This is a genomic window from Nocardia asteroides (genome assembly GCA_019930625.1).
Taxonomy (GTDB): domain Bacteria; phylum Actinomycetota; class Actinomycetes; order Mycobacteriales; family Mycobacteriaceae; genus Nocardia; species Nocardia sputi.
Map to the genome: position 1 here is coordinate 4611110 of CP082844.1, position 23572 is coordinate 4634681.

A 23572-nucleotide genomic window follows, 5' to 3' on the forward strand; every position below is an offset into this window, starting at 1 on the left:
CCGGACGGCTAGGTCACCGAGGTGAGTTCGAGCCCGCCCTCGATCGTGTCGGGCACCCGGCGCCGATCCGGGGATCCGAGCGCGGTCGTCAGATCGGCGCCGTCGTGTTCGGCGAGCAGGTCGCCGCTGTCCCACACCAGCAGGGTGGCGCTGACGGTGTTCTCGGCCGCGGCGTGCGCCAAGTCGTAGTGCGCGCACGCCGGGACATGCGGATAGGTGATCCACAGGTCGTAGCCGGTCATGAACAGATCCAGATCGAATTGCACACTCAGTCCGAGCAATTCGCTGCGGCCGTTGTCGTCGACGCCCGCGAACGCCTCGTCCAGCGCCAGCAGACGGGGGGCCTGCGGGTCGGCCGAATCGAGCATCACGTGCGCCGCGGCGAACAGCGGCAGGTGCAGCGACACCGACTGCTCACCGCCCGACAGCGCGCTGTGCCTGGCCACGGTGAGCTTGTCCTCGCTGCCGTCGGCGGAGACCAAGGTGAACGAGAACACCCGCCAGGCGCGGTAATCCAGGGTCGCGGCGAGAATCTCGGGATAGGACCGTTCCGGATGCGCGGCCCGCGCCGCACGGATCTCCGACGCGAAGTGCGCCCGGATGGCCGACAGGTCCTCCGGCGTGAGCGCCGAGGTATCCCGGTCGAGCAGCTTGCACGTCGCCCGCGCCGCGTCGGACAGGCTGTCGGCGAGCACCCAGTGCACGCCGATGGTGTTGCCCGAGGACATCCGCCGCTGCTTCATCTCCGCGCCCATCCTGGCGATGAGATCGCGGGCGTCGCTCGTGCGTTCGTGGATCTGCTGGGCCAGGCCGGTCAGCAGAGCATCTTCCAGAATGCGCCGTTCGGCATCGGTGAGTAGCAGTTCCTGGTCACGGCGCGCGCCGTCGATACGGGTGGCGAAGTCGGCAAGCGCGGAGACGCCGTGCTCGTCGTGCACTTGCACGACGGTGAGGCCGTCTGCGGCGTCCCATTGCAGCCGGTAGTCACGGCCGCAACCGGCGAGCGCGGCGTCGAATTCCTGCAGCGCCGCGGTCACCGCCGTGCGCGTGGACTTGCGCGTCGCCTCGCTCGCGCGCACCGACGCCGTGGCGGCGGCGAGGCTGTCGAACAGCGCGGCGACTTCGTCGGGCAGAACGCGCGGCAGCGCCTGCGGTCCCGCCGCGGCGATCCGGTACAGCAGTTGCTCAGGTGTAGACCACGCGGCCTCGCTGCTGGGCCAGCGCTCGTCGGCCTGGGCGCCGAGCAGCCTGAGCAGATCCGGTTGGGCGTACGGCGCAAGGGCTTTGACCTCCGCGAGCACCTCGGTGAGCGCGGTGGCGAGGGACTCGTGCGCGGTGCGGTAGGCGGCTTCGGCGTCGCCGACCGCCTCGATGGCCTCGTTGGCGGCCTTGCGCGCGGCTTTCTGCTCGGCTTTGGTCGCCTCGATCCGGTGTCGGGCCTGCTCCAATTCGCGATCGATGTCGGCCGCGCCCGCGCCGAGCGCCTCACGCAAGGTCTCGAGCTTGCGCACCTGTTCCTGATAGCCCGATCGCGCGGCCTCGGCCTCTTCCGCGAACGCCTCGGCCAAGTCGGCGGCCTCGGTCAATCGGTCCTCGGCTTCGCGTTCGCGCTCGCGTTCCCGCTCGTGATCGCCTCGCAGCCGCAGCAGTCCCGTGCCGATGTTCTCGAAGTGCCGCACGGCGGCGGCGAGGGCGTCGATCTCGGCAGCGGTGCGCGGTGTGGCGTGGGCGGTGGCGGCGGCCCGCAACTTCTTCTCCGCGGACGACACCTGCGCGACCGCCTGGTCGAGATCCCGCTCGGCGTGGGCGGCGGCTTCCGCACGCGACCGCATCACGCCCGCGGCCTCCGACACCGCCCGCAAGGCGGTGGTCACCGCGGTCGGACGCGGAAGGGCCTTGACGGCTGCGGAGATTCGCGCGAGGTCGGCGGTGGCTTCGGCCTCCTGTTGCTCGGCGGCGCGCAGGTCCTCCTCGGCGGCGGCCGCGGCGGCGGTCAGCTCGGCCGAGCGGATCTCGCGGCGCTTGGCTCGCGCGGTGGCGCCGATGAACTCGGCGTCCGGCTTGCGGTGCCTGCCGATCTGCACGCCTTGCCGGAACGCGCCGTCCGCTCCGATCGCCACCGTGCCGCCCGGCTCGCCCGCGCCCTCGTGCAGCGCGATGGAGGCCAGCACGTCGGCCACGACCTGCCGGGGCACGATCGAGCAGTCCGAATCGTCCTCCACGACGAGCACGTCGGCGAGTGTGCGACCGCTCGGGCGGTCCGGCGGGGGCAACGGCACCAGGAACTGATCGGATTCGCAGTCCGGCGGTAGCTCGCCGCCTGGGCACACCCAGCCGTCGAGCAGATTCGCCGCCTGCAGCGCGGCCTCGATGCCTGCCGCGGTCTCGGGCGGCACGCCGTCGGCGAAACGGACCAGTCGCCACAGTGCGGCGCCGGGCCGATCGCCGGTCCGGCCGCGGCGCCCGGCGAATACCGGTGGCGCGTCGTCGCGCTGGGCTGTGACCCGATCACGTTCGGCGACCAGCTCACCGATGCGCGCCGTCGCCGTGGCCGCGTGGGCGCGCGCCTCTTGGCGGCGGGACCGGATCTGTTCGAGCAAGGGTTCCGCGCGCTCGGTCAGCACCTCCGCGACGGTGGGCGCGTCCGAACCGGCCTCGGCCAGAGCCGAGTTCAGCGCCTCGAACAGACCGGCGCGCACCGGGGCGTAGGCCTCGCGGTGTTCGTCCCACCAGGCCCGCAACGCGGCCGCCGCCTCGGAGCGGGACAAGCTGACCGCCGCCTCGGCATGCGCGACCTCCGCCGCGGCCGCGTCGCGCAGTTCCCTGGCGCGCTCGGCGAGCCGCTCGGCCCTGGTGCGTTCGGCGGCGGCGGTGTCCACCGCTCCCACCGCCTTGCGCACGGCGCGCACGTCGGCGTCACGCTCCTCGGCGTGCCCGCGCACCGCGGCGGTGAGCTGCTCGGCTCGCGTCGACTCCGGCAGCGGCGTCCACGCGATCCCCGCCTGTTCGGCCGCGTCGCGCAGCTCTTGCTCGCCGCGGGCCAGCGCGGCGGCGGCGGTACGTACCGCGGTGCGGGCGCGCTCGGCCTCCTGGGTCCGCTGGTCCAGAGTCTGGCGCGCCTTGAGCGCTTTGTCGGCGTGCACGCCCGCCGAGGTCTCAAGTCGCCGCACCGCGTCGGCCAGATCCTCGAGTTGCTGTTTGCCCTCATAGGCGCTGGAACGCTGAAGATTCTCCCGATCGGCCAAGGCCTGTTCGTAGGCGCGGTCGGCATCCTCCGCCCTGGTCTCCGCGGCGGCGCGCTCGCCGTCCCTGCGCTCGCGCAGAGCCGTGGCGGCGAACAGCGCGGTGCTCGCGTGGGTCACCGCGTCGAGCCGCGCACGCACCTGGTCGACGTCCGTCTTCGCCTGCACCGCGAGATATCTGCGGTACACCTCGACGAACGCCCTCGTCGCAGTGTCGGCGTGCACCAAACCCTCCAGGGTGCGGCCGACTTCCTCCATATCGCTGAACGACCGGGCGGCGTCGAGGATCAGTTGCTCGTCGAGCGGGCGCAGACCGTCGGTGAGCGCCTGGGACAGGCCGCGTGGGTCCAGGTTCTTGGCCAGCTGCGGTCTGCGGAGCGTGAGAATCAGGTTGATCAACTGGTCGTAGCGTTGTGCGCCGAGACCGAACATCCGCGCGTCGATGGCGTTGCGGTAGTCCACCGGCCGGTCGACGATCGAATCGGTGCCGATCTGCTCGGCGAGCTGTTTGCGGGTGAACGGACGATCGTCCGGGCCGATGAGGGAGAAGTCCACCCCGACCCGGCCGTCGGCGACGAAGTACCAGCGGGTCACCTTGTCCGAGGAACGGGTGGCGCGCATGCCGATGCCGACGGTGACCGCCTCGGGATCCTCCCAGCGACCCCGTGCGAACTCCATCCACACATAGGAGTAGGCCGAGTCCTGCTTGCGGTAGAGCAGGTTCGACTTCATCGTGCGTTCCTCACCGGCGAACGGGTTGAGCCTGCGCGGCTCGATCCGTCCGTCCAGGACGAAAGGGAACAGCACCTCCAGCGCTTTGGTCTTGCCCGACCCGTTCGGCCCGCGCAGCACCAATCTGCCGTCGGCGAAGCAGAACTCCTGGTCACGGTAGTCCCACAGGTTGACGATCCCGGCGCGGGTCGGGGTGAACCGCACTCCGCCGTGAATGAGCGACATACGTCAGTTCCCTTCCGTGCCGGTGCCGTCGGGTCCGTAGGTGTCGGCCGCGGTGACGAACAGTTCCGCGGCCCGCTTGGCGCGGACCGTGACCACCGCGCCACGGTAGCGGGCCAGCGCGGGCAGCACGAGCAGCCCCTCGTCGACCACCCGCACCAGCCGCAGCCGCTCGAGCAGGGCCACCACCTCGGTGGTCAGGCGCGGAACGTCGGCCTGCCACTGCGCGGCGAAGGTCGCGCCGTAGCGGTCGGCCAGCGCCCGCACGGTCTCGCGCAGCCAGTCCCGGTCGATGAGCGGATAGGCGGGCGGAGCCGGGCGGTCCCGCTGTTCGTGGGTGTCGTCCAGCGGATCCGTCTCGTCAGCGGGCGAATCCACCGCACGCAGTTCCGCCAGCGGGGCGAACACGGTGGATTCGGGGATGGCTCGGTCGAGCTGGTCGGCCAGGGCCGCGCTGGGGTTCTGGGTGGGGCGCAGCCGCGGCAGCGGGTTGTCGATATCCAGCACCCGGTCGGCGATCTCGCCCGCCAGCAGCAGAGCGACCTGCGCGAGCGTGCCGGTCCCCGGGAAGCGGACGTCCGACAGTCGCCCCGAAGTGTCGATCAGTGCGACGCCCTCGGCTCGGCGCTCGGCGCGCAGCCCGGTGAACAGCTCGACATCCGCGACGACACGGTCCTGGACGAGCACGGGGCGCTCTTCGGGCGCGAGGTCCTCGGCATACACCACCGGCTGCTCGACCAGCGCCCTGCGCACCCGGCGCGCGGTCTCGGCGATGGTCGCCGGGTGCGCGGAACCGCCGGCGGCCGTAAGCTCCTCGGCGAGCAGCCCGCCAACGCTGTGCAGATGTTGCAGCGCCCGCGGCGGCCGGAACAGGGCGAAGACCACCGGCCGGTCGATGTCGTAGAGCGCCTCACCAGCCTCCGGATCGCTGGCCCAGCCACCCGCGTCGCCGTCGGCCAAGGTGAGCGCGCCGCGCACGGTCAGCCAGGCCACCGCGTCGACGAACGCGTCGCGGTCGGCGGCCCGGTCGGTGGCGAGCTCGAGGCCGTCCACCCGGCCTGCGTAGGCGGCGACCTGATCGGCCAGCTCGGACAGTGTGATCTGATCTCCGGCGCGCCCCAGCGCGGCGAGCGCCAAGGCGAGGTAGGCGTAGCGGCGGCGGTCGAAGACGCGCTCGCCGGGTGTACGCGCGGGCCTGCCCGCGTCGAGGCGGTCGGAGACCGGGAACACCCGTGCGGTGGTCTCGGTGACTTCCAGCCGGTAACCGAACAATTCGGCGAGATCTTCGCGGAGTTCGGTGGCCCAGCGGCGGATCAGCGGCAGCGCGATCCGGTCCGGGTAGGTGCGGGTCACCAGGTGATTGGCCAGGATGACTCGGGCGGCGCGCTGATAATTGTCCAGCGCCAGCGCATCGATCGTGCGTCCGTGCATCAGCCGCGCCCCCCGAGCGGCCGGGTCCGGGTCGTCTGCTCTATCTTCAGCGCCCTGTTGTTCAGATGCAGCAGCCCACGGGCGGTGCGCACGACGGTCGGGCCTTCGTGCTCGGACACCGTCAGGGTGACGCCGCTGTCGGAGCCGGTGGTGCCCGCCACCCGGCCGCGCACCGGAACCCAGGCGGTGGACGCGGCGTCCAGCAGCCGCAGCAGCACTTCGGTTTCCCGTTCGTCCAGGACCCGGTCGTGCACGTCGCCGGAGGCCAGCGATCTCGCGGCCTCGGCGCGGGCCCGCTGCGCGTCCAGCTGTGCCTCCCGCAGGCGCCGGATGCCCGCGTCGTTGCGGTGGATGCGCGCGGGCGCACCCGCAGAGGGTGGGCGCCCGGTCTCGGCGAGCGTGCGCGAGATCTCCAACGGCGGTGCGTCCCACCAGGATCGGATCGCCGGAATCACGTCGGCGTCCGGGTGCTCCATCGCCAGGTGCCGCGGCTTGCCCAGTCCGAACACCGCGTCGAACAGCGCGTGGGCGCCCTCCACCGTCGGCGCCGCGGTGAACCAGCCGGCCAGATGCCGCAGGGCCGACTCGCGGCTGACTCCGCCGCGCCGCGTCTCGGTGACCCGCCGCAGCAGCGACAGCACCGCGGCGATGGCGCTCATGGTGGCCTCGCGCAGCCGCTCGGCTTCCGTCGTCGCCTCCGGCTCCGCGCCGCCGGACGCGACGAACCAGATCCGCAGTCCGTCCCACCTGGCCTGCCAATCCGCCTGACGTTCATCGATACTCAGCAGCACCCGTTCGTCGCAGCGCGCCGCCCGCACGATCAGGTCCTCGACTCCGGTCTCCTCGATCTCGGCGATCGCCGCCGCCAGCCGGGGGGTGAACCTGGCCAGATCGAGGCTGAACTCCCGCATGTGCGCCAGCAGCGCGTCCTTGTGCGCGAGAAACGATTCCGGGGTGATCTCGGTGGTGCGGACCAGGTCGCCGAGTCCCAGGTAGAAGTGCGCGGCGCGGGCGGCGAGGTCGGACAGCGCGGTATCGAGGCGGCGCAGGGTGCGGTAGACACGTTCGGCGTCGCCCGCCCGGTTGGCCTCGGCCAGGGTGTGCAGATCGGCCAGTAACTCGGGCAGGACCAGGCGCGACAACGAGGCTTCGTCGAGGCGGGCGCTGAGCACACCGGCGACCGCCCGGTATGCCTGGAATCCCGCCTGGGAGAACTGGTAGACGTAGTGCCGGTTGCGGTATTCGGCCAGCGTCGCTGCGCGGGTTCCGTCGTAACTGCGTTCCAGCACGCCCCATTGATGGAGCTGGTCGAGCAGCGGGCCGACCTCGACGGCGGACAGTCGTGGCGCCGCGGCCGGTTGGTTCGCGGTGTCCGGATCGAGGCTGCGCGGTGTGTTCCTGTCGCGTTCGATCCACTCCGCAACGTCGTCCGCGTGCAGCAACACCACGTACGCCGCCCGCGCACTGTCGAACGCGCGCAGTACCCAGAGGTAATCGGCGCGCCGTTCGGCGGTGGCGAAGGAGAACAGCCGCAGCCGGTCGTCCCAGCGTGGGTCGGCACGGCCGTCATCGGAGTCGGTCACCGGGAACAGGGTAGTAGCGGGCCGGTCGCCGCCTGCGCGACGTTCCGGGGTCGGGCGTGGCCGCGTCCGGTTCGTCATCGTTCGCCGGCGCCGCGGCGCAGGTCGGCTCACTCGACGGACAACGAACGCAACTGGTCCAGGTACGCGCGGGTGCGCGGGTCACCGGGGTAGCACTCGATGAGCTCGCGCGCGACTTCACCCGCGATCCACAGCAGCGACGGCAGCGAGCGCCTGCTGCCCGCGAACGCGCGTGTGCCCTCGGCCACCGCCAGTTCCAGGTCACGGTTGCGCACCGCGACCACGGCAAGGGTCAGGTGTGCCTCGGCGACCCGCATCGGGTGGCGCAGCGTGCCGTCGGGGCGGGTGGCGTGGCGGATCACCTCGCGCGCGTAGGTCTCGGCGAGCCGATCCTCGCCCGCCACCCGGCAGCAGTCCATCGCGTAGAAGTCGAACTTGTTCGCGTCGATGACGAAATGGTTGTCCAAATTGGCCGGATGGTCGAGTCGCTCCAAGATAGCTCGACCGTCGTCGAGTGCGGCATCCACCTCGCGCGGGTTACCCAGCCTGGCCCAGGCTTTGGCGCGCTGGGCGGCCAGCTGGACGCCGACGCGCAGGTTCTGGCTTACTTCCAGCGTCGGCTGCACGGCCTCGATGACGCCGCGGTAGTTACCCTCGGTGAGCGCGAACCACGCGGTCATTTCCGCTGCCCACGCGGAGATCTCGATGTTCTCCGCCTCCTGGCCCAGCGATTGGGCGGCGCGGCGGGTCGCCTCGGCGGCGGTGCGCCGGCCCAGGTCGTAGTCGACGCAGCCGACCAGCAGCGCGACCCATCCGGCGAGAACGAGGATTTCGCGGTGCTGCGCCAGGGTCAGGCGACCGTCCAGCAACGAGGTGATCCTGCGCAGCCACGCGGTGCCCTCGGCGTGCAGGTCGTGCGGGTCGGCGTAGGAGTATTCGCAGCACAGGCGTTCCGCGGTGATCCGGATTGCCTCCAGCGTCACCGAGGACACATCGGACATGCGCAGTCGTCCGATGAACTCGAGGGTGTCCATGCCCGTCGCCGAGAGCAATTCGTCGTCGCGGTTGGGCCTGGCTTTGGGGAAGAACGCCGCGGTCACCGTGTCGAAGGTGGCGGCGATGATGGGCGCGTAGAAGTCGTCGGGGCGCGATTCGCCCGATTCCCAACGGCGCCAGTTGCGTAGGAGAGTACTGTCGGTCGGCAGATTGTGCGAAGACTTTCCTCGCATCACGCGAACAGCGTCGGCTTGCGACCACCCCCTCGCGTCACGCTCGGAACGCATTCGGACTGCCCAGACGGGTCGATCGTCGGTAGCGGCCACATCTGTAGTATCGCACCAGTTAACGCTCGGTGGCCCCAATAGGGCAGAGGGATGTCCGTGTGTTGACAGCTACATTCGCTCGGCGATGCTGTGCATGCTGGACATGGCGCCGAAAGTTTGCCAGGCCCTCGTGTAAGAGCAACTGCAAGTACATCTGCTCTTGCATGAAGCGCAAATACCCCGTAAAACGGGTGGATCCACATAAGAGAACAGCGATCCCAATCCAACGGAGGTTCGGGTGGAAGCGTTGATCTATGGATACTTGCGTGACGATCTGGCCGATGGCCATGGCAAGGAGCTCGAGGCCGCGATGAGCAGCCTCGCCCGCGAGGAAGGGCTGTGCTTCGCCGCAACGTTCCATGAATCGACCGGAGGTGACGGGACGGCTTTCGCCGAACTCACGGCGGAACTCAAGCGCGCCGACGCGCATCACGTGGTGGTTCCGTCACTCGATCACTTTGCCGGTCAGACGATTCCGCGCGACATCCTGATCGCGAAACTGGCTCAGGAGGCGGCGGCGCGGGTATGGACCGTGGAGAGCTGACCGCCGCGACCGAATTGCCCGGTACCGCACCGGCCCCCAGCGTCGCAACACGGTCGCCGTCCCGGTCACGGCCAGGCCCGCTACCAGGGAAGCGAACAGCCCCGCGAGCCGGTGCTGTTCGAACAGCGGGTACACCTGCCAGTGCAGCAGATAGGCGAACAGCGAGCTGTCGGCCAGCGCCGCCGCACAGACGGCGACCGCGGCGGGAACCCTGATCGTGGACAGCCACACCAGTGCGAGAAGGCCCACCACGATCAATCGTTCCCGATCGGTGACACCGAAATAGCCAGGTACGGTGATCAGTACGACGGCGCTGACCGTCATCCGCTGCCACATCGACGTCGCCTTCGCCGCCGCCCAGCCGAGCGCGAACAGCCACACCGCAAGCGGAGAGAACGGAATGTCCTTCGCCGAATACAGACCGAACGCCTGGTATCGGAAGACGAGGCTCAGCGCGACCAGCGCCATCGCGAACCAGAACGGCTCGGCGCGTTGCCACCGGTCCACCGAGGGAACCCGGATCAGCAGCGCGGCGGCCAGCATGAAGTACACGAGCACCTCGAGAAACCACAGGTGCCCGGCGGTGGCGCTGTCGTGCGGGCCGAGAATCTTGTTCAGCAACAGGACATTTTGCCAGCCGTAGTAGTCGGTGAACGTCAATGTCACCGCCACCCAGAGCGCCGTCGGCGCCGCTATGGAGCCCACGGTACGCAGGGTGTGGCGCAAACGCTCGGCAGGTGGCGCCGTGGTCACGGCGAACCGCCCGAAGTTGAAGCCCGCCACGCCGAGCAGCACGTGCGCCGCGCCCCACAGCACGAACACTCCGGCGTGCGAGCCGATGATGAGCACGATGCCGACAGCGCGTAGCAGCGTCGCGGTGTCGAGCGTCCGCCCGACGCCCCCCGGATTCCCGGGGGTCCGCTCCAGCTCCGCCACGGGCGTATTCGGCCAGTCGGTGGGCAGGCGCCCGAGTGCGCGCTCCAGCCGCGCCGCGGTGGTCACGTAGGTGAGTGAGTTCCCACCGAGATCGACGAACGTGCTGTGCGCGTGGATGCGCGCGGGGTCGATGCCGAGGGCGGCGGCGAACAGGGCGCGGATGTCACGCACCTGCGGCGCGCTACCGGCCAACCGGTGGATGGCCGGATAGTCGGGTTTGCCGTTGGGCAGGCGTGGCATCCGCTCGACCTGGCAGCTCCGGACCGCCGCGGCGGGCAGGCCGGACAGTCGCGCGGCCAACTCGGTCGGATCGGACCGCGAGGTCTCCACCGCGACGACCAGGTGGGTGTCGTCTGCGGCGCAGCACGCGGTGCAGCCGGCCTCGGCCAGGCGGGATTCCAGACGTTCCAGATCGATGCGCAATCCGAAGATCTTCGCGAATCGGCTGCGTCTGCCGACCACCTGATAGAGGCCCTCGGGCGTGCGCCGGGCCAGATCGCCGGTGCGCAGAGCCTCGATCGTGTGACCGAGTGCCAGGTCGTCGGCGGACGTCGCGTACCCCATCATCACGTTGGGCCCGTGATAGACCAGCTCGCGGGGCGCGTCGTCATCGTCATCGGCTTCCTCGGCCGGTTCGAGGGTGAATTCGCCGCCGGGGATCGGTATCCCGATACAGTCGGGGTGGGCGTCGGCCAGATGCGCGGGCAGATAGGCCATCCGGGCGGTGGCCTCGGTCTGGCCGTACATGACCACGAAGTCCCAGCCGCGTTCGCGGCCGAGTTCGGCGTATGCGCGCACGCGCTCGGGCGCGAGCCTGCCGCCCGCCTGGGTGACGTAACGCAGGTGCGGCAGCGTCATATCGGCGAAACCGATCCGGTCGAGCAGATCGATGGTGTAGGGCACCGCGGCGAAAGACGTTGCGCGGCAATCCCGGAATTCGCGCCAGAATTCCTCGTCCAGTACCGACCGGTCGGTGAGTAGGAGGCTCGCCCCGCGCCATAGGTGGCTGTGCACCACCGACAGCCCGTAGCAGTAGAACATCGGCAAGGTGGTGGCCGCGCGGTCGTCCGGGCCGATGGCCAAGTACTCGGCGATGGCCGCGGCGTTGGAGCGCAGGTTCGTCGTCGAGAGCCGCACCAGCTTCGGCGACCCGGTGGATCCCGACGTGCTCAGCAGCAGCGCCAGATCCGGATGCAGGCGATGCGCCGAGTTCTCCCGGACCACGCGGGTGCGGCCCGCTTCGACGAGGACGTCCGGGTCGTAGGTGTCCCGCAATTCCGCAGTGATCTTCTCGGCCAGCAACACGACGCACCCGGCGCTGAGCGCGCCGAGATACGCGACGAGCGAGGCGAGGTCATTGCGCGCGGCGAGCGCGACGAGGCGACGGGCCGGCCCCAGCTCGGTCGCGTAGTCCTCGACGAGCGTGGCAAGCCGTGCGTAGGTCACCTGCCGCGCGGAGCGCGCCCGGGCGGCGCCGTCCACGCCCGCGAAGCCGGGGCAATGGACGGCGATTCGGTCGTCGAAGCCGCGCAGACGCTCGACGATCGGATGCACGGTCACCGGCGAAGTGTAGGAGGCAGTCGTTTCCCGGTCCGAAGGTGCCCCCAGCGAACTTCCGGTGAACTCGGCGGCGTCCGGTCGCGGAAGCGAAGGCCCCGCCGCGCAACCGATCAGAGACCGAAGCTGCCCGGACCCCGTCTGCGCAGGTATTTCTCGAATTCGGCCGCGATGGCGTCGCCATCGATCTTGGCCATCGCCTCGTTCACGTCGACGGCGGCGTCGCCGCGCTCCTCCAGCGAGCGCACGTACTCGCTGATCTCCTCGTCACCCACGGTCATCTCGTTCACCGCGGTTTCCCAGTCCTCGGCCTGCTTGGGCAGCTCACCCAGCGGCACCTCGATGTCGAGCACGTCCTCGACCCGGTGCAGCAGTGCGATGGTCGCCTTCGGGTTCGGCGGCTGGGAGACATAATGCGGGACGGCGGCCCAGAACGACACCGCGGGGACGCCCGCCTTCACGCACTGGTCCTGCAGTACGCCGGTGATCCCGGTGGGCCCCTCGTAGCGCGTCTGTTCCAGGTTGAACCGCTCGGCCGCCTCTTTGCTGTAGGCCGAGCCGGTGACCGGCACCGGTCTGGTGTGCGGAGTGTCGGCGAGCAGCGCGCCGAGGATGACCACGGTCTGCACCCCGAGCTGCTCGATGAACTCCAGCAGGTCGCCGCAGAAGCTGCGCCAGCGCATGTTCGGTTCGATACCGCGCAGCAGCACCACGTCGCGGTCGCTGCCGGGCGGCGAGCAGACCGACAGCATGGTCGACGGCCACTGGATTTCCCTGGTCACACCGTCCACCTGACGCACGGTGGGCCGGTTGACCTGATAGTCGTAGTAGTCCTCGGAGTCGAGTTCGGCCAACGGTTCGGCGTCCCAGATCAGTTCCAGATGCTCGACGGCGCCGCTGGCCGCGTCACCGGCGTCGTTCCACCCCTCGAAGGCGGCGACCAGTACCGGATCCCGCAACGTCGGCAGTTCCGGATCGGGAGTTTCACTGGCGTTCACTCGGTCAGCCTACGGTGTGCGGCGATATGGCGTGTCGTATGACGGCCGGAGAGGGTGGCGTGTTTCCGCCCGCGCCCACGGCGGTGTGGCGCCGGACATGTGGTCCAGGCCACCGAGCCTCGATGTGGGGGCCGGATCGTCCGCCCCGCCCACTACGCTGGAACGCATGTCTGCGTCCATCCCCGCCGAGTTCGATACCACGCTACTCGACACGCTGCGCCGCCGTGTCGTCATCGGCGACGGTGCGATGGCCACCATGCTGCAAGCCGCCGATCTGACCCTGGACGATTTCCGCGGGCTGGAGGGCTGCAACGAGATCCTCAACGACACCCGCCCCGACGTCCTGCGCGGCATCCACCGGGCTTATTTCGAGGCGGGCGCCGACGCGGTCGAGACCAACACCTTCGGCTGCAACCTCCCCAACCTCGCCGACTACGACATCGCCGACCGGATCCGCGACCTCTCCGAGCGGGGCACCCGGCTGGCCCGCGAGGTCGCCGACGAGATGGGTCCGTCCTCCGACGGTACGCCACGGTACGTGCTCGCTTCGATGGGACCGGGCACGAAGCTGCCCACGCTGGGTCACGCTTCCTTCGCCGCGCTGCGCGACGCCTACACCGAGGCCGCCCTCGGCATGCTCGACGGCGGAGCCGACGCGATCCTCATCGAGACCTGCCAGGACCTGCTGCAGGTGAAGGCGGCGGTAACCGGCAGCAGGCGCGCGATGGCGAAGCTCGGCCGCCGGATCCCGGTCATCACGCACGTCACCGTCGAGACCACCGGCACAATGCTGGTCGGCAGCGAGATCGGCGCGGCGCTCACCGCGCTGGAGCCGCTCGGCATCGACATGATCGGCCTGAACTGCGCGACCGGCCCGGACGAGATGAGCGAGCATCTGCGCCATCTGTCCAAGCACGCGCAGGTGCCGGTCTCGGTGATGCCGAACGCCGGGTTGCCGGTACTCGGCGCGGGCGGGGCGGTGTACCCGCTCACGCCCGAGGAACTGGCGGTCGCGCTGCGCGGATTCGTCTCCGAATTCGGGCTGGCCCTGGTCGGCGGCTGCTGCGGGACCACGCCCGAACACATTCGCCAGGTCACCGCCGCGGTGCGTGAGGTAGAGGCCGCCCTGCCGCCGATCGCCGAGCGGCGCGCGCCGGTGCACGAGCCGAGCGTGTCCAGCATGTACACCGCGGTGCCGTTCGAACAGGACGCCTCGGTCCTGATGATCGGCGAGCGCACGAACGCCAACGGCTCCAAAGCCTTCCGCGAGGCCATGCTGGCCGAGGACTGGCAGAAGTGCCTGGACATCGCCAAGGACCAGACCCGCGACGGCGCGCACATGCTCGACCTGTGCGTCGACTACGTCGGCCGCGACGGCACCCGCGACATGGCGGAGCTGGCCGCGCGGCTGGCCACCGCCTCGACGCTGCCGATCATGCTCGACTCCACCGAGACCCCGGTGCTGCAGGCCGGGCTGGAACACCTCGGCGGACGCTGCGCGGTCAATTCGGTGAACTACGAGGACGGCGACGGTCCCGGTTCGCGTTTCCAGCAGACCATGCGGCTGGTCGCCGAGCACGGGGCGGCGGTGGTCGCGCTGACCATCGACGAGGAGGGCCAGGCCCGCACCGCGGCGAAGAAGGTGGAGATCGCCGAACGGCTGATCGCCGACATCACCGGCAACTGGGGATTGTCGGAGAGCGACATCATCATCGACACGCTCACCTTCACCCTCGGCACCGGCCAGGAGGAGTCCCGTCGTGACGGCCTGGAGACCATCGAGGCCATCCGCGAGCTCAAGCGCCGCCACCCTCGGGTGCAGACGACGCTGGGTCTGTCCAATATCTCCTTCGGTCTGAACCCGGCGGCCCGGCAGGTGCTCAACTCGGTCTTCATGCACGAATGCGTGGAGGCCGGTCTGGATTCCGCGATCGTGCACGCCTCGAAGATCGTCCCGATCAGCCGGATTCCGGACGAGCAGCGCGAGGCCGCGCTGGATCTGGTGTACGACCGCCGCTCCGAGGACTACGACCCGCTGCAGAAGCTGATGGCGCTGTTCGAGGGCGTGTCCACCTCATCGTCGAGGGCGTCGCGGGCCGAGGAGTTGGCCGCGCTGCCGCTGTTCGAGCGGCTGGAGCGGCGGATCGTGGATGGCGAGCGGGCGGGGATCGAGGCCGATCTGGACGCGGCCATGGCCGAGGTGCCGCCGCTGCAGATCATCAACGAGACCCTGCTGGCGGGGATGAAGACGGTCGGCGAGCTGTTCGGCTCCGGCCAGATGCAGCTGCCGTTCGTGCTGCAGTCCGCCGAGGTGATGAAGACCGCTGTCGCCTACCTGGAACCGCACATGGAAGCCACCGACGACAGCGGCAAAGGCCGCATCGTGCTGGCCACCGTCAAGGGCGACGTGCACGACATCGGCAAGAACCTGGTCGACATCATCCTGTCCAACAACGGCTACGAGGTGGTCAACCTCGGCATCAAGCAGCCGATTTCCACCATCCTCGACGCGGCGGTGGACAAGAAGGCCGACGTCATCGGCATGTCCGGCCTGCTGGTGAAGTCGACCGTGGTGATGAGGGAGAACCTCGAGGAGCTCAACGCCAAGGGCGTGGCCGAGCAATTCCCGGTGTTGCTGGGTGGTGCGGCGCTCACCCGCTCGTACGTGGAGAACGACCTGACCGAGGTCTACGAGGGCGACGTGCACTACGCGCGCGACGCGTTCGAGGGTTTGCGGCTGATGGGCGACATCATGACCCGCAAGCGCGGCGGCGGGCTCGATCCGGACAGTCCGGAGGCCATCGCCGAGCGCGAGAAGGCCGCCGAGCGCAAGGCGCGTCACGAGCGCTCGAAGCGGATCGCCGCCGAGCGCCGGGCGGCCGAGGTGCCCGTCGTGGTGCCCGAGCGCTCCGACGTCGCGGCGGACCTGCCGGTGCCGGTGCCGCCGTTCTGGGGCACGCGGGTGGTGAAAGGCCTCGCCCTGCACGAGTACTCGGGCTTGCTCGACGAACGGGCGTTGTTCCTGGGGCAGTGGGGGCTGCGCGGGCAGCGGGCCGGCGACGGCCCCAGCTACGAGGAACTGGTGGAGACGGAGGGCAGGCCGCGGCTGCGCGCCTGGCTGGACCGGCTGAGCACGGAAGGCGTCTTGCAGCACGCCGCGGTGGTCTACGGCTACTTCCCGGCGGTTTCCGAAGGCGACGATGTCGTCGTGCTCACCGAACCCGATCCCGATGCGCCGCAACGGTATCGGTTCACCTTCCCGCGCCAGCAGCGCGACCGATTCCTGTGCATCGCCGACTTCATCCGTTCGCGGGAGTACGCCAGGACGACCGGTCAGGTCGACGTCTTGCCGTTCCAGCTGGTCACCATGGGGCAGCCGATCGCGGACTTCGCCAACGAGCTGTTCGCGGGCGACAGCTACCGCGACTACCTCGAGGTGCACGGCATCGGCGTCCAGCTCACCGAGGCGCTCGCCGAGTACTGGCACCGCCGCATTCGCGAGGAACTCGTCCTCGACGGCCACGCCGTCGCCGACTCCGACCCCGACGACGTGCAGGAGTACTTCAAACTCGGCTATCGCGGCGCCCGCTACTCCTTCGGCTACGGCGCCTGTCCCGAGCTGGAGGACCGCGCCAAACTGGTCGACCTGCTCGAGGCCGATCGCCTCGGCGTCGTTCTCTCCGAAGAGCTGCAGCTGCATCCGGAGCAGTCCACCGACGCCTTCGTCCTGCTGCATCCGGAGGCGAAGTACTTCAACGCGTAAGCGTCCGCGGGGAAGGCGGTGCGGCATCGCGCCAAGGGCCTTTGCTACCTGCCCGGATGCCGTATCGCACACGGAACGCGGCGCTCATCGGCGCGTCACAGTGCGCGGGCGCGCGGTGTTGACCTGGGCGATCGTCCGTACCGGGACCGGGAGGTGGATGTGTGTCGGGTGGATGTGCCATTGTCGAAGGCGTTGTAACTGCATCCGGGGCAGTCGGCGGATGCGTTCGCGTCCCTGCTCAGTGGTGCAAAGCAGCTCGGCGCGTACGCCTTCGGAGACCTTCCGGGCTTGCGCGCGGAATGCGGGAACGGCTAGGCGCGCAAGTAGGAGAGGCACACCACCATGACGGCGGATCGATTGATCGCGGGACGGTACCGGCTCACGGATCCGATCGGCACCGGCGCCATGGGTGTGGTCTGGCGGGCCACCGATGTCCGGCTGCAGCGCACCGTCGCGGTCAAGCAGGTGCTGCTCGGTCCCGGACTGTCCGGGTCGGCGAAGCTGGAGGCCAAGCGGCGCGCCATGCGTGAGGGCCGGATCGCGGCGCGGCTGCACCACCCGAACGCCATCACCGTGTTCGACGTGGCCGAGGAGGACGGCCAGCCCTGGTTGGTCATGGAGTACATGGACGCCCCGAGCCTGGCGACCAAACTGTCGGGCGGTCGCACGCTGCCGCCGCTCGAGGTCGCCCGGATCGGCGCGCAGGCTGCGAGCGCCCTGACCGCCGCGCACGCCGCGGGGATCATGCACCGGGATGTGAAGCCGGCGAACCTGCTCGTCGCCGACGACGGCACGGTCAAGATCACCGACTTCGGCATCTCCCGCGCGGTCGGCGACGTGACAGTCACGGCCACAGGCTTTCTCGCCGGTACGCCGGCCTATCTGTCGCCCGAGGTCGCGCGCGGCGAGGATCCGGAACCCGCTTCCGACGTCTTCGCCCTCGGTTCGACGCTGTACGCGGCGGTGCAGGGTACTCCGCCGTTCGGCGAGGGCGACAACCCGCTCGCCCTGCTGCACGCGGTCGCGCGGGCCGAGATCCCGCCACCCGAGTCCGCCGGCCCGCTGGGGCCGGCGCTGATGTACCTGCTCGCTCCGGCGGTCGCCGACCGCCCGAGCATGCTGGAGGCTCAGGCGGTCCTCGAAGTCGTTGCGACGGGCCGGGATCCACAATTGCCCGCGCCGGTGACGAAGGTGATTCCCACGGCCGCCGCCGAGACGACAGTGCTGCCGAGCCACGCCGCTGCCGCATCGCCGGAGCAGCCGGGCGACACCGGCGTCACCGCCGTCGTGCCCGCCGCTGTGCCGGGGCCGCCCGCGCCGCAAGCGGTGACGTCACCGCCGGTGCCGAGGCGCGGGGCCGCGGTGACGTTGCCGGGCGTTCTGAGTGGTCGACGGCGCGGCCGACTGATCGCCGTGGAAGTCGCCGCCGTGGTCGGGGTGTTGATTCTGGTCGGCATCATCGCGATGCTGGCCAGAGGAGACGGCGAGGGTGGCGCCGCGCCGACGTCGTCGGTCGTCCCTCCGGCCGCCGTAGGTCCCGAGAACGCGCCGTCACCGGCGGACGCGGCCGGAACCGAGCCGCGACAGGCTCCTGCCCAAGCCCCGGCGCAAACCCCCGCCTCTGCGGCACCAGTGCCCACTTCCGTGCCCGTGCCGGGGCCCGCGACCACTTCAGCGGTTGCCCCGCCGCCTCCGCCCGCCCCGGGAACCACCGCTCCGGCGCCGACGACGAACCCCGCCCCGAGCGCCACCACCGCGCCTCCCAGCCCCACGCCCCAGCCCACCACATCGAGCCATGCCCCGACCACCACCGGCCCGGCTACCACCGCGACGACCACTCCGTCCGGTCCGCCGACGCCCGACCGGATCGCCTCGTTCATCCAGGGTTACTACGGCATGCTGCCCGCCAACGTGTCCGGCGCTTGGACGCAGCTGGCCCCCGTGTACCAGGCCAGGACCGGTTACGACTCCTACGTGAACTTCTGGGGCACGATCCGCTCGGTAAGCGTGGGCCCGGTCACGCAGAACGGTGCGAATCGGGCGGTGGTCGCGCTCACCTATACCCTGAAGAACGGCACGACGACCTCTGAGAACCGATGGATCGAGGTCGTCGGGGACAACGCCAAGCTGCAGATCGCCGCCTCGGGAACATAGGTGCTGCTCGCCTCTGCCGCGGCCCGCGGTGGTGCCGCTCGCCGGCCGAGCGCGGGATGGTGGCCGCATGTTGTCGCGCGGTGCCGGTCCCGCCGCCTGGTCAGCTCCGTCCGGTCCGGCGCGATGGGCGCCGGGCCGCGCTGTTCGATACGGCCGCATCAGCTGGGCGGCGCTACAGCCGGTCTTCGTCCGGCGATACGGTTCGTGCGGCCGTCTCGGACGGGTGATCGGGTTCGCGCCGGGCAGTACGCATGACATGAACGAGATCGAGGAGACGCACCGAACGTGACAGCGCGATTGGCCGGAGTGCTCTGGGACATGGACGGCACGCTGCTCGACTCCGAGAAGCTCTGGGACGTAGCGGTGCGCGAACTGGCGCGTGAGCACGGCCACGAGATGACCGACGCGATCCGGCACGCGCTGATCGGTGCATCGGGTCCGGACGCTCTGCGGATCATGTTCACCGGCCTGGGGATCGAGCCCACCCCCGACTCGCTGCGGGCGGCGGGGGAGTACTTGGAACGGCGGGTGACCGAGTTGATGACCGGCCCCATCCCGTGGCGCCCTGGGGCGAAGGACGCGCTGGCGATGGTGCGCGCGGCGGGGCTGCCGAGCGCGCTCGTCACCAATACCAAGCGGTCGCTCGCGGAGTTCGGGCTCGACACGCTGGGGCGCGACTTCTTCGATGTCTCGGTCTGCGGCGACGAGGTGGCGCACGGTAAGCCGGAGCCGGATGTCTACCTGCGCGCCGCCGGACTGCTCGGGCTCGACCCGCAATGCTGTGTGGCGGTGGAGGACTCGCCCACCGGTGCCCGCGCCGCTGAGGCGGCGGGCTGCGCACTGGTGGTCGTGCCGTGCGAGATCCCGGTGCCGCGCACACCGCGACGAGTGTTCCGGGATTCGCTCATCGGCTTGGCCGTCACGGATCTCGAACGCGCTCTGCGCGTGCGCGGTTGAGTCGTCCGGCCCACGTCGTCGCGCGACACACCCGACTCCCGTACACCGAGAGTTACTGTGCCGCAACAGGAGTGCGCGCAGATAGTATGTGTGACCGTGATCACCGGCAATCTCGCCGAATCCCGGGCGTGTCGGCGGGCGCTCCACCAAAATGACGCCATGGCAGCGTTGGGCGTACTCGACGAGATCGTAGATACGGCACGGTATCCTCTCGGGGATCAGGACGGACCGGGGCTGCGGGAAGCGGTGCGACGCGCCCGTGCGGAACTGGCCGACACCGGCTGCACCGTCCTGCGGGGTTTCATCCGGCCGGAGCTGACCGAGACACTGCGGGCGCAAGGGGAGCTGATGGCTCCCCACGCGCACTACGAGGTCGAACAGGTCAACGCCTACAACATTCCACTGGACGCCGAACTGCCGGAGGATCATCCCGGCCGGATCGTCTTGGAGCGGGGTAACGCCTTCGTGCCCCGCGACCGCATCCCCGCCGGCGCGCTGATCCACCGGCTCTACACCGACGAGCTGTTCCAGCGGTTCGTCGCCGACTGCTTCGGCCTGCCCGAACTGCACGAGTTCGCCGATCCCCTCGCCGGACTGTGCCTCAACGTCGTCGCGCCGGGTATGTCGCATCCCTGGCATTTCGACACCAACGAATTCACCGTCTCGATGCTGACCCAGCCCGCCGAGGACGGTGGCGTCTTCGAGTACTGCCCGAACATCCGCACACCCGAGGCGGAACACCTCGACGACGTCCGCGCCGTGCTGACCGGCACCGGCGATCGTTTCGTCCAGCGGCTCGAACTGCGTCCTGGCGACCTGCAGCTGTTCCAGGGTCGCTTCTCGTTGCACCGCGTCTCACCCGTCGGCGGTGCGCGTCAGCGCCATTCGGCCATCTTCGCCTATACCGATCGTCCCGGAATGGTCGGCACGGTGGAACGCACTCGGCAGTTGTTCGGCCGCGTGCTACCCGACCACCTGGCCGCGGCGGCCGCCGCCGTCCGGGGCGATCGACTGCTCGACTGAGCCGAACGGCTCGACTGACCGAGCTCGACCCGAGAGGACCGACAGTGCCAGTGCCGTTACACACGACCGGGAAAGCGTCTTTCGACGACATCTACGACCGCCCCGATCCGCGCGCGTATTACGCGCGCATGTCCGATCTGGACTACCGCATACCGGAACTGGCGAAACCGTTCTTCCAGCAGCAGATCCGGGAGTTCCGTGCCTCCGCGCGGATCGCCGTGCCGACCGTGCTCGACATCGGCTGTTCCTACGGCGTGAACGCCGCGCTGTTGCGTTTCGACACGACGATCGGCGAACTGGCCGGGCACTATGCCGTCACCGACATCGATCGAGCCGGTCTGATCCAGCGCGACCGGGCACGCGTCGCGGCGCGGGCCGGAGCCGACGACGTCCGGTTCCTCGGCATGGACGCCTCCCGCCCCGCCCTCGACTACGCGCGGGAAGCCGGTCTCCTGCACGAGGTCGTGCACGCCGACCTGGAGTCCGGCGAACCGACCGACGAGCAGCGCGCCCTGCTGGCGAGCGCCGATCTCGTCGTCTCGACCGGCTGCATCGGCTACGTCACCGAAAAAACTCTGACTCGCGTGGCCACCGCGCATCCGCGCAGGCGGCCGTGGATGGCACACTTCGTACTGCGCATGTTCGACTTCGCACCGATCGAGGCGGAACTCGCCGCGCTCGGCTACCGGACCGAGCAGGCGCCGGGGTTGTACGAGCAACGCAGGTTCGCCTCCGCGACCGAGCAAGCGCAGGTGCTGAACACCCTGTCCGCCAACGGAATCGACACCACCGGCCGGGAAGACCAGGGATGGCTGTATGCCAACCTGTACATATCCAGGCCGCTGCCGAAACATCACGCCGACACCGAGGACTCGCATTGACCGAACGCACCTTCGCCGCCGACGACCACCTACCTCGGGTGCCCCTGCCGACGCTGGAGGACAGCTGTGGCCGGTTCCTGCAGTGGTGCGAGCCGCTGCTGACCGCCGACGAACTCGCCGCCACCCGGGGGGCGGTCGAGGACCTGTTGCGACCCGACGGGCCGGGACGCAGGTTGCACGCGGCGCTCGCGGAATACGACGCGACGCCGGGTGTAGGCAGCTGGCTGGACTTGTTCTGGCCGTCGCGATACCTGGGCAGGCGGGACCGGATCGCCCTGAACGCGAACTTCTTCTTCCTGTTCCGGGACGACACCCCGCTGGCCACCTCCACTGCCGCTACCCAGGTGGACCGCGCCGCCGGCATCATCTCCGCCGCGGTCGACTACAAACTGGCCCTCGACCAGGAGGCCGTCCCGCCGGTGACCCAGCGGGGACAGAAGCTGTCGATGTGGCAGAACAAGTATCTGTTCTCCGAGACCAGGATCCCGGGCGAGGAACAGGACTCGGTGCGGGTCCCTTACAGCGAGGAGTGGCCGGGCCCCTCGCAGGCCCGGCACATCGTGGTGTTCTTCCGGGGCAGCACGTTCAGGATGGACGTTCTGGGCCCGGAAGGGGCGCCGTACTCGCCGGAGGATCTCGCCGACGGGTTGCGCGCGGTCTTGAAGGCGGGCGCACGCCCGGCCCGCGCCGACAGCGCAGTCGGACACCTCACCACCAAGCCCCGCGCGGAATGGGCGCGCAGCAGGCAGCGGCTGCTGGACGAGCCTGCCAACGCCGCGGCGCTCGACGCCATCGAGACCGCGCTGTTCGCCGTCTGCCTGGAGGACTTCGCTCCGCGCGACGAACTGCACGCCTGCGATCAGCTGCTGCACGGCGACAGTGCGAACCGGTGGTTCGACAAGTCGGTGTCCTTCATCGTCTTCGGTGACGGACAGGCGGGCATCAATGTCGAACACTGCGGCCTGGACGGCACCACCATCCTCTCGTTCGTGGACAACCTGCTGGAAACCCCGGTGCGGGAGCACGCCACCCGCTCCGGCGCCCAGGCGCAGGGGCTGCCCGCGGTCGAGCCGATCGAGTTCGTGCTGGACGAGGCGCAGCGCGGCGATATCGCCGCGGCGGGCGCGGCCTTCGCCGACTACGCCGCCGCGAACGCCACCCAGACGGTGTCGTTCCCGGACTTCGGCACCACCGAAGCCAAGCAGCTGGGCATCTCGCCGGACGCGTTCGCACAGCTGAGCTACCAGTTGGCCCATCGGCGCAGCAAGGGGCTCACCGGCGCCACCTACGAGTCCATCGCGACCAGGCAGTACCGCAACGGCCGCACCGAGGCCATGCGGGTGGTCACCCCGGAGATGATCGCGTTCGTGGACACGATGCAGGACCCGGACGCGGGCGTCGAGGCCCGGCTCGCCGCGGCGCGGACGGCTGCGGCCGCGCACGTGGAACGGGCCAAGCAATGTCAGGCCGGAGACGCGCCGGAGCAGCACCTGTGGGAGCTGCAGTGGATCCAGCGCCGTCGCGGGGCGGAGCTGGGTCTCACCGACCCGATCCCGCTCTACGACAGCCCTGGCTGGACGATCATGCGCGACGACTACTTGAGCACCAGCTCGGCGCCCTCGGTGAACATCCGCTACTTCGGTTTCGGCTCCACCAGCTCCAAGTGCATCGGCATCGCCTACGTCCTGCTTCCGGACCGCTGGAATCTCTACCTGGCCACGCCGAAGCCGGTCGCCGACCAGATGTACGCCTTCGCCGACCACCTCCGCACGGCGGTCGCCGACCTGCGGGCGCTGCTCGCCGGAAACTAGGCGCAACCCGCCCGGTTCTTCCGTACCCGGCCGGGTACGGAAGAACCGGGCGGTCGCCGTTCAGGGCCATCGTGGGCCGGAGCAACGGGTCCGCATCCGGGTCTGAAACAATGGCTCCTCGTGAAGAACTTCGAATCCCTGTTCGCCGAGCTGCAGGATCGGGCGGTCAACCGCCCCGAGGGGTCCGGAACCGTCGCCGCGCTGGACGCGGGCGTGCACACCCAGGGTAAGAAGGTGCTCGAGGAGGCAGGCGAGGTGTGGCTGGCCGCCGAACACGAGAGCGACGAGTCGCTCGCCGAGGAGATCTCCCAGCTGCTGTATTGGGTACAGGTGCTGATGGTGGGGCGCGGGCTGAAGCTCGAAGACGTGTACCGACATCTGTGACGGCCGTCCGATAC

At 69.8% G+C, this 23572-nt stretch carries 14 protein-coding genes; 8 read left to right on the top strand and 6 right to left on the bottom strand.

Annotated features, from left to right (window positions below):
- Window positions 1-8: 8 nt before the first annotated feature.
- From K8O92_21335 to K8O92_21350, 4 genes are all read right to left on the bottom strand, one after another.
- Entirely contained in the window at window positions 9-4199 is a 4191-nt protein-coding gene (locus tag K8O92_21335) for a TIGR02680 family protein (protein UAK30452.1), read from the bottom strand.
- 3 nt (window positions 4200-4202) lie between these two features.
- Entirely contained in the window at window positions 4203-5627 is a 1425-nt protein-coding gene (locus K8O92_21340; GenBank protein UAK30453.1) for a TIGR02678 family protein, read from the bottom strand.
- Window positions 5627-7162: a TIGR02677 family protein gene (locus K8O92_21345; GenBank protein UAK35859.1), complete on the bottom strand. Its 1536-nt coding sequence runs from the start codon at window positions 7160-7162 to the stop codon at window positions 5627-5629. Before K8O92_21345 ends, K8O92_21340 begins: the two co-directional genes overlap by 1 nt.
- Before the next feature lie 155 nt (window positions 7163-7317).
- Entirely contained in the window at window positions 7318-8511 is a 1194-nt protein-coding gene (locus tag K8O92_21350; GenBank protein UAK30454.1) for an XRE family transcriptional regulator, read from the bottom strand.
- A gap of 277 nt (window positions 8512-8788) precedes the next feature.
- Here K8O92_21350 and K8O92_21355 point away from each other — a divergent pair, with 277 nt between their 5' ends.
- Window positions 8789-9094, top strand: coding sequence for a hypothetical protein (locus K8O92_21355; protein UAK30455.1), 306 nt, complete (start codon window positions 8789-8791; stop codon window positions 9092-9094).
- On the opposite strand, the gene K8O92_21360 is transcribed toward K8O92_21355, so the two are convergent.
- Both K8O92_21360 and K8O92_21365 read right to left on the bottom strand, forming a co-directional pair.
- Window positions 8996-11590 carry an AMP-binding protein gene (locus K8O92_21360; GenBank protein ID UAK30456.1) on the bottom strand — a complete coding sequence of 865 codons (2595 nt, stop codon included), beginning with the start codon at window positions 11588-11590 and terminating at the stop codon, window positions 8996-8998. The two genes, K8O92_21355 and K8O92_21360, sit on opposite strands and share 99 nt — an antisense overlap.
- A gap of 110 nt (window positions 11591-11700) precedes the next feature.
- Entirely contained in the window at window positions 11701-12585 is an 885-nt protein-coding gene (locus K8O92_21365; protein ID UAK30457.1) for a PAC2 family protein, read from the bottom strand.
- Window positions 12586-12751: 166 nt separating this feature from the next.
- On the opposite strand from K8O92_21365, the gene metH reads away from it, so the two are divergent.
- From metH to K8O92_21400, 7 genes are all read left to right on the top strand, one after another.
- Window positions 12752-16348: a methionine synthase gene (gene metH / locus K8O92_21370; GenBank protein UAK30458.1), complete on the top strand. Its 3597-nt coding sequence runs from the start codon at window positions 12752-12754 to the stop codon at window positions 16346-16348.
- Window positions 16349-16690: 342 nt separating this feature from the next.
- Window positions 16691-18502, top strand: a complete 1812-nt coding sequence (locus K8O92_21375; protein ID UAK30459.1) for a protein kinase — start codon at window positions 16691-16693, stop codon at window positions 18500-18502.
- A gap of 318 nt (window positions 18503-18820) precedes the next feature.
- Window positions 18821-19459 (top strand): HAD family phosphatase, encoded by a 639-nt coding sequence (locus K8O92_21380; protein UAK35860.1) that lies wholly within the window; start codon window positions 18821-18823, stop codon window positions 19457-19459.
- 159 nt (window positions 19460-19618) lie between these two features.
- Entirely contained in the window at window positions 19619-20482 is an 864-nt protein-coding gene (locus K8O92_21385; protein UAK30460.1) for an arpA protein, read from the top strand.
- Window positions 20483-20526: 44 nt separating this feature from the next.
- Window positions 20527-21363, top strand: a complete 837-nt coding sequence (locus tag K8O92_21390) for a class I SAM-dependent methyltransferase (protein UAK30461.1) — start codon at window positions 20527-20529, stop codon at window positions 21361-21363.
- Entirely contained in the window at window positions 21360-23174 is a 1815-nt protein-coding gene (locus K8O92_21395) for a choline/carnitine O-acyltransferase (GenBank protein ID UAK30462.1), read from the top strand. The genes K8O92_21390 and K8O92_21395 overlap by 4 nt, the downstream gene beginning before the upstream one ends.
- A 120-nt stretch (window positions 23175-23294) precedes the next feature.
- Entirely contained in the window at window positions 23295-23558 is a 264-nt protein-coding gene (locus tag K8O92_21400; GenBank protein ID UAK30463.1) for a phosphoribosyl-ATP diphosphatase, read from the top strand.
- Window positions 23559-23572: the final 14 nt, after the last annotated feature.

Excerpts from the sequence above, each read along its gene's own strand:
- K8O92_21340 (UAK30453.1), bottom strand. The coding sequence starts at position 5,627 with ATGCACGGACGCACGATCGATGCGCTGGCGCTGGACAATTATCAGCGC.
- K8O92_21350 (UAK30454.1), bottom strand. The coding sequence starts at position 8,511 with ATGCGTTCCGAGCGTGACGCGAGGGGGTGGTCGCAAGCCGACGCTGTT.
- K8O92_21385 (UAK30460.1), top strand. The coding sequence starts at position 19,619 with ATGGCAGCGTTGGGCGTACTCGACGAGATCGTAGATACGGCACGGTAT.
- K8O92_21335 (UAK30452.1), bottom strand. The coding sequence starts at position 4,199 with ATGTCGCTCATTCACGGCGGAGTGCGGTTCACCCCGACCCGCGCCGGG.
- K8O92_21380 (UAK35860.1), top strand. The coding sequence starts at position 18,821 with ATGGACGGCACGCTGCTCGACTCCGAGAAGCTCTGGGACGTAGCGGTG.
- K8O92_21375 (UAK30459.1), top strand. The coding sequence starts at position 16,691 with ATGACGGCGGATCGATTGATCGCGGGACGGTACCGGCTCACGGATCCG.
- metH (UAK30458.1), top strand. The coding sequence starts at position 12,752 with ATGTCTGCGTCCATCCCCGCCGAGTTCGATACCACGCTACTCGACACG.